6 protein-coding genes and 2 pseudogenes are annotated in these 4,922 nt (G+C 43.9%); 3 read left to right on the forward strand and 5 right to left on the reverse strand.

The genetic code is table 11. The features are described from left to right. Nucleotides 1-62: 62 nt before the first annotated feature. Together H6G97_RS45410 and H6G97_RS45415 are read right to left on the reverse strand one after the other, a co-directional pair. Nucleotides 63-257 carry a hypothetical protein gene (locus tag H6G97_RS45410; RefSeq protein WP_242056065.1) on the reverse strand — a complete coding sequence of 65 codons (195 nt, stop codon included), beginning with the start codon at nt 255-257 and terminating at the stop codon, nt 63-65. A 394-nt stretch (nt 258-651) separates the two neighbouring features. Further along, a pseudogene (locus H6G97_RS45415) lies at nt 652-1,018 on the reverse strand (transposase); the annotation flags it as partial. On the opposite strand from H6G97_RS45415, the gene H6G97_RS45420 reads away from it, so the two are divergent. Together H6G97_RS45420 and H6G97_RS55705 are read left to right on the forward strand one after the other, a co-directional pair. Continuing rightward, nucleotides 998-1,372 carry a hypothetical protein gene (locus tag H6G97_RS45420; RefSeq protein ID WP_190946993.1) on the forward strand — a complete coding sequence of 125 codons (375 nt, stop codon included), beginning with the start codon at nt 998-1,000 and terminating at the stop codon, nt 1,370-1,372. The pseudogene H6G97_RS45415 and the gene H6G97_RS45420 overlap by 21 nt on opposite strands. A 42-nt stretch (nt 1,373-1,414) precedes the next feature. After that, the gene (locus tag H6G97_RS55705; protein ID WP_190946994.1) at nt 1,415-1,903 is read left to right on the forward strand and encodes a hypothetical protein; all 489 of its coding nucleotides are present in this window, start codon (nt 1,415-1,417) and stop codon (nt 1,901-1,903) included. On the opposite strand, the gene H6G97_RS55710 is transcribed toward H6G97_RS55705, so the two are convergent. The 3 genes and pseudogenes from H6G97_RS55710 to H6G97_RS45440 all read right to left on the reverse strand — a co-directional run bounded on the left by H6G97_RS55710 (nt 1,803) and on the right by H6G97_RS45440 (nt 4,325). Then, nucleotides 1,803-2,216, reverse strand: a complete 414-nt coding sequence (locus H6G97_RS55710; protein WP_190946997.1) for an exosortase-dependent surface protein XDP2 — start codon at nt 2,214-2,216, stop codon at nt 1,803-1,805. The two genes, H6G97_RS55705 and H6G97_RS55710, sit on opposite strands and share 101 nt — an antisense overlap. Continuing rightward, nucleotides 2,179-3,696, reverse strand: a pseudogene (locus H6G97_RS45435) (FAD-dependent monooxygenase). Before H6G97_RS45435 ends, H6G97_RS55710 begins: the two are co-directional and overlap by 38 nt. A 23-nt stretch (nt 3,697-3,719) precedes the next feature. Continuing rightward, nucleotides 3,720-4,325: a TetR/AcrR family transcriptional regulator gene (locus H6G97_RS45440; RefSeq protein WP_190946995.1), complete on the reverse strand. Its 606-nt coding sequence runs from the start codon at nt 4,323-4,325 to the stop codon at nt 3,720-3,722. A gap of 122 nt (nt 4,326-4,447) precedes the next feature. Between H6G97_RS45440 and H6G97_RS45445 the strand changes: the two genes are divergently transcribed. Further along, nucleotides 4,448-4,678 (forward strand): hypothetical protein, encoded by a 231-nt coding sequence (locus H6G97_RS45445; protein WP_190946996.1) that lies wholly within the window; start codon nt 4,448-4,450, stop codon nt 4,676-4,678. The last annotated feature ends 244 nt before the right edge of the window (nt 4,679-4,922 follow it).

The raw sequence follows: 4,922 nt of genomic DNA on the forward strand, positions 1-4,922 counted from the left end.
TAAGTCGGAAATTTCGATTCCGTAGGCGAGGCAGTTTTCATTCATGCCTCTTAATCTACCATTTACGTGTACTTATTTTTTACAGTAGCAGGATAACTCCTGTGAACGTTTACATTCCAGACATTACCTCTTTGGGGAATTACAGCTTCTACCAAATAAGGTTTAACTAAGCTGACGTAAATCAATAACCACAACGCTGCTATTGCAATACCAGTCCAGATAACTGCTTTCCAAAATAGCCCTAGATAATTATCCACACCTAAAGCGTGTCTTAAACCAAAGACAACGATAATAACTGCTAAAATACCATGAGCGGGGTCTGTAGGGTTTCCATACTCATCTTGTAAGTTGGCATATAGATTGAAACGCAGTTGCCGTTTGCTTCTGATGTTAAAATTGCCAATTCCTCAATGGAAAATAATTTCATAGCTAACTAATGCTGCTGAACTAAACTACTTAAAAACGTGCTGCATCTTTATTTCTGATGGCGAGAGCCAGCCTATTCTTAGGTAAGAAACGACGCATTGGCTCACAACTTCAGTAGTGACGAGGTGCTTTTTTGTATCTTGAGTTTGGCAAGCAAATGTGATCAGAAAGTGAGTTTAAGCAAATTTTTAATTAATAATCCTTAGAAAATCAAATTTTCCTATTTTGAGAGCGAATAGGAGTTTTACGCCCATTGAGATGAGTTTTTAACTCATCAATAGTGTTTTCAATTTCCCAACGCTAATGATACTCTGTGGCCAACAACAAAGCTGGAAATAGCGCAATATCCATCAAACTGGTGATTAAACGATAAGTTTGTTGTCTGTTGTCCATTCTCTGAGTCGATAGTGTATTCTCTAATCCGTACCTGAATCCTTGACCCACCTTTGTACTTGGATTTGCGGTCTGGAGCAATCCAGGACAGATATGAGCCATCGTCTAAAACCTTGTCTACTGGAAAAACGTTCTTTGGCACTCGCTCCAAATACTGACATCCTTGATTTAAGGTGGCATGAACCATACGGTAAGAATAGCGATCGCTTCCATAAGCTCTTATATTGAACTCTCCCCAACTGAATTGAAAAAGCTGCAAGACAAAAGGGCAAAAACGAAAACCGAACGACATCAACAACGCAAGGCCGAATTATTCCGTCGCTACGGAGTTGAAGTTACGCCTGAATTGGTCGATAAAGATGACGACGCCTGGTATCCTCAACTGCGGATGCACTATTATTTGACGCTGGGGCGAGAATTTCTGGCGAACCGTGATGCTAAACGGGCAGCAGCGCAGTTAGAAGCTAGGGAAAATTCGATTTGGAAACCAGATTTTAACAAGGGGCAGCTATTACCTGCTGTACTGTTACTCGAAAGCCTGAATCTGTTCTAGTTTCTTACACCAGACGTTCAGTTACGTGTAACTGACCAGAAGATGGTGGAGTTTAAAGCCTTAGCTGTAGCACATCGGTACGTTATCAAGAATTACTTAAATGTTTCCATTTTTGAAAAACTGACCCCGATAGCGATCGCACAGAAATTACTTGCTAAGATTGATTTGAAACTGGACTATGTGGGTCGGCTTGGTTCACGAAACAATCGGGACTGCGTTTATCAATTCGTTGCCCCTGATGATCAGCGTGATTCAATTTTCGGGCAGTGGTTCAAGAGGGATGAAGCATCTGTTTTAGCCAGCGCTCAAAATGCCAGTTCTGATTTGGTGTCAAGCATTAATAATATAGTGTTGTCTACACAATTCATTGACACAAAACCTATTGATATTCCCCAAACAGTTACCCAGGTGGAAAATCCTATTGCCCAATCTAATTGCACCGACGACGCCGCAACAAGCCAAGCCCCGCAACGACTCCCAACCCTAATATCGTTGCTGGCTCAGGCACTGACTGTCTGGCAGCTACTTTAAAATCAGGACCATTGTAACTACCATTAGCTGTTAATCGAATACCAGCTAAAGACGTAACTCCTAATTCCTTGAGGCTGACTCCCCAAGAACCAACCTGTTGAGCATTGCTAATTTCCAGCGTGTCAATAGAGTAGCCTGCATTGGCTTGATTCTTTCTATCCAGTTTTAAGAAATTACCAATTAAATTGCCACTAGTATCAACTGCTTGAACGCCTAAATCACTATTGCGACCTCTTTCCCAAAAAAATAGGTTGTCTAATCCTGTGTTATCTTCCTTAATTAAGCTTGGAGATAAAACCGATGTAATTATCAGGTCTGAGCAGTACCTTAAAAGGTCGGTTTGTGCCGAAGATTTCTACGATGCGCGGGTAAAGTGGAATAACGTTGAAGTCGAGTAAATCGCTGTATTCCTTTTCAGGTTCCGGCTTCAAACCTTGATAACCGTGTTCGCCGTCTGAGAAAACGAGCAGATGGAATTTGGGAGCGCGTAGTAGATCGTAAACATTCGCGCCGTTTATTAGAAAATACGGCATTCTGTCTCCGGCTTTGACCTGAAAATCGTGAGTATCCTGATTTCTACTTAAAGAACTGTTCCGGTAGTTAAGCCCGATTTGGGAAACCATCGGAAAGATAAACTCTTTTGCCGCGCCAAACTGTGTTATAAGACTGGCAAGACCCGGCAGAATGTTTTCACGGAAAAATTGCAAATACCACTGGTTACCCGCCGCGACTTCAAAAAACTGGTCAGTCGTCTCTAAGAGCCGTTTCGCATTCGCCAGCCGTTCCTCATCATAACTTTCAAGAAGTGAATCCTTGGCATAACCACTTAAAACAAACCCGATCTTCCATGCCAAGTTATAAGCGTCCTGGATACCCGTGTTCATTCCCTGACCCCCCGCAGGTGTGTGAATATGCGCGGCATCACCAGCAAGAAAACATCTGCCAATAGAGAACTTCTCGGCGCGACGAGTATGTACTTTGTAACTCGAAAACCAGCGCACGTTCGTGATCTCCAGTGGGCGTTGCACTAATTGCTTGACCTTGTTTTCGACTTTATCGTAGGTTACTTCTGGGTCAACTTGCTCATCGTATTCAGGCAGGTTACCGATCAACCTCCAGTGCTTCTTGCCTTGCATGGGAACGATTAGCACGAACGAGTTCTCGCCCAGAGCAGCGTAAAACGTTGCTTCATCCCCTTGGAACTCCATATCCACATCCGCGACGTAAAACAGGCGCGGGTAGGTCGAACCTTCAAAATGGAAGTTGAGGAGATGGCGCGTTGGACTACTTGCACCGTCACAACCTACTAAGTATCGGGCTTCAATGGTCTGTGTTTCGCCGTTTGAGTTTTTAAGAACCGCTTTCACGCCGTTTATATCTTGCATTAGGCTTTCCATTTCGGTCTGCCATTGAACCTCTTTCCCATTGTGTTGAAGATGTTCCTAAAGCAGACGCTCGTTTTTGCTTTGTTCAAAGACAAGGAGAAAAGGAAAAGGGCTAAGTCGTCCGCCGAAGTTTCAAAAATCGAGGTGAGCGCTAATTTTGCCATCATGCATCAGGTTGCCTTGAAGCACAATCTCTCCACCTGCAATGGCTTTTTGCGCCAAACCAACTTGGTCGTAAATCTCCAGTGTACGTGCGTGAACGACTAAAGCCTTTGACAAATCAGTGACGCCTTCTTTTTTGTCAAAAATTACAAAGTCGATGTTGTAACGCATCAACTGCACGGCCAGCGAAAGTCCGGTTGGCCCTGCTCCAACGATGATGACATCTGTTTGGATCATTGTCTCCATAATTTCAACCTCACTTTTGAAGATTAGTCTTGTCCAGGGCGAACGTGGTCAGAATGCCTGCTAATGCCGTGCAGCAGTTGGGCAACCAGCTCTGCCCACGGGCGAATCGGCAAACGGGCCAAATGCGTAGTCAACACTGTTCCAAGAAGTGTTCTGGCAGTCAAGGCTGTATCGTGAGGCCGCAACTCTCCCAGATGAACCCGCCTTTCCAGATAAGCTCCCAATGCCTTGATCCCTTCTTCCACGATGGTGTGCAGACAGTCTGCAACTTCGGGGTTACTTTGGCTTTCGCGTACCATGAGGCGAAACAGCGCCTCCTTATGAGCAAGCATCGCCGAAAAACGCTCCGCCACATCCCGTAAAACACGCTCTGCTGTCTCGTTATGCTCCACCAAAAGTAAAGCACGTAGCTCCGGCAAAAAGCTGTGCCGCTCCCAAATCGCCCTCATAACTGCACTCTTGCTCGGAAAGTAGTGATACAGCAGTCCTACTGCCACTCCTTCCGCCGCTGCAATCTGCTTGATGCTCGTCGCATCGTAACCCTGCTTGGAAAACAGCGCCAACGCTGTATCTACCAGTTGCTCACGCCGCACTAACGCTTGTTCCTGCCGCGAACTTTTCCCTTCCATTTATTTATTGATTGAATGCTCATTCAGTAAAGTAATAGCACATTATCCTGCGATAGTAATTAGACTTATTGGCATTTGTGGGGAAAAGGAATGGAATTTCCCAAAACCCAGTAACCTTTAATATGCGATCCAACATCTTGGCATTTGTTACTTTTGCAAGATGTCTATTCTCCAGTGGTGTTTATCCTTATGTTGCAGAGATCGTTACCCCTTGGCAAATTGTTGATTTGGAGTTCCTTCAACCAAGCCATCCTGTCTATGCTTTACGACCAAGACGACCGCTTGAAATTACCTTTGGCTTCTATGCTCCCCGTTCTTCCTTCTGTTATCCCGGTGGCGAACAAATACTTTAACTGTGTTTTAGCAATTTCTAGCATTTCAAAAGGAGCTTTCTCTCCTAGTCGCTAATAAGCTGTTCCACATCTAATTTGCATAAAATGTAAATTAAATAAACTCGTGGACTTACTGCTATGCCAGCCAAAGAATACTTAAGTAAATTACAGAAAGAGAATTTACAAAAAGCTCTATCAGAGAGTAATAATCCACAGTTAACACAGAGAATATTAATGTTATTACTGATGGATGATGGCAAAACTT

The sequence above is a fragment of the Nostoc flagelliforme FACHB-838 genome (assembly GCF_014698065.1).
Classification (GTDB): Bacteria; Cyanobacteriota; Cyanobacteriia; order Cyanobacteriales; family Nostocaceae; genus Nostoc; species Nostoc flagelliforme_B.

What these genes read in the sequence shown, in the direction of transcription:
- H6G97_RS45420 (WP_190946993.1), top strand. Translation starts at nt 998, where the DNA reads ATGAACCATACGGTAAGAATAGCGATCGCTTCCATAAGCTCTTATATT.
- H6G97_RS55705 (WP_190946994.1), top strand. Translation starts at nt 1,415, where the DNA reads ATGGTGGAGTTTAAAGCCTTAGCTGTAGCACATCGGTACGTTATCAAG.
- H6G97_RS45440 (WP_190946995.1), bottom strand. Translation starts at nt 4,325, where the DNA reads ATGGAAGGGAAAAGTTCGCGGCAGGAACAAGCGTTAGTGCGGCGTGAG.
- H6G97_RS45445 (WP_190946996.1), top strand. Translation starts at nt 4,448, where the DNA reads ATGCGATCCAACATCTTGGCATTTGTTACTTTTGCAAGATGTCTATTC.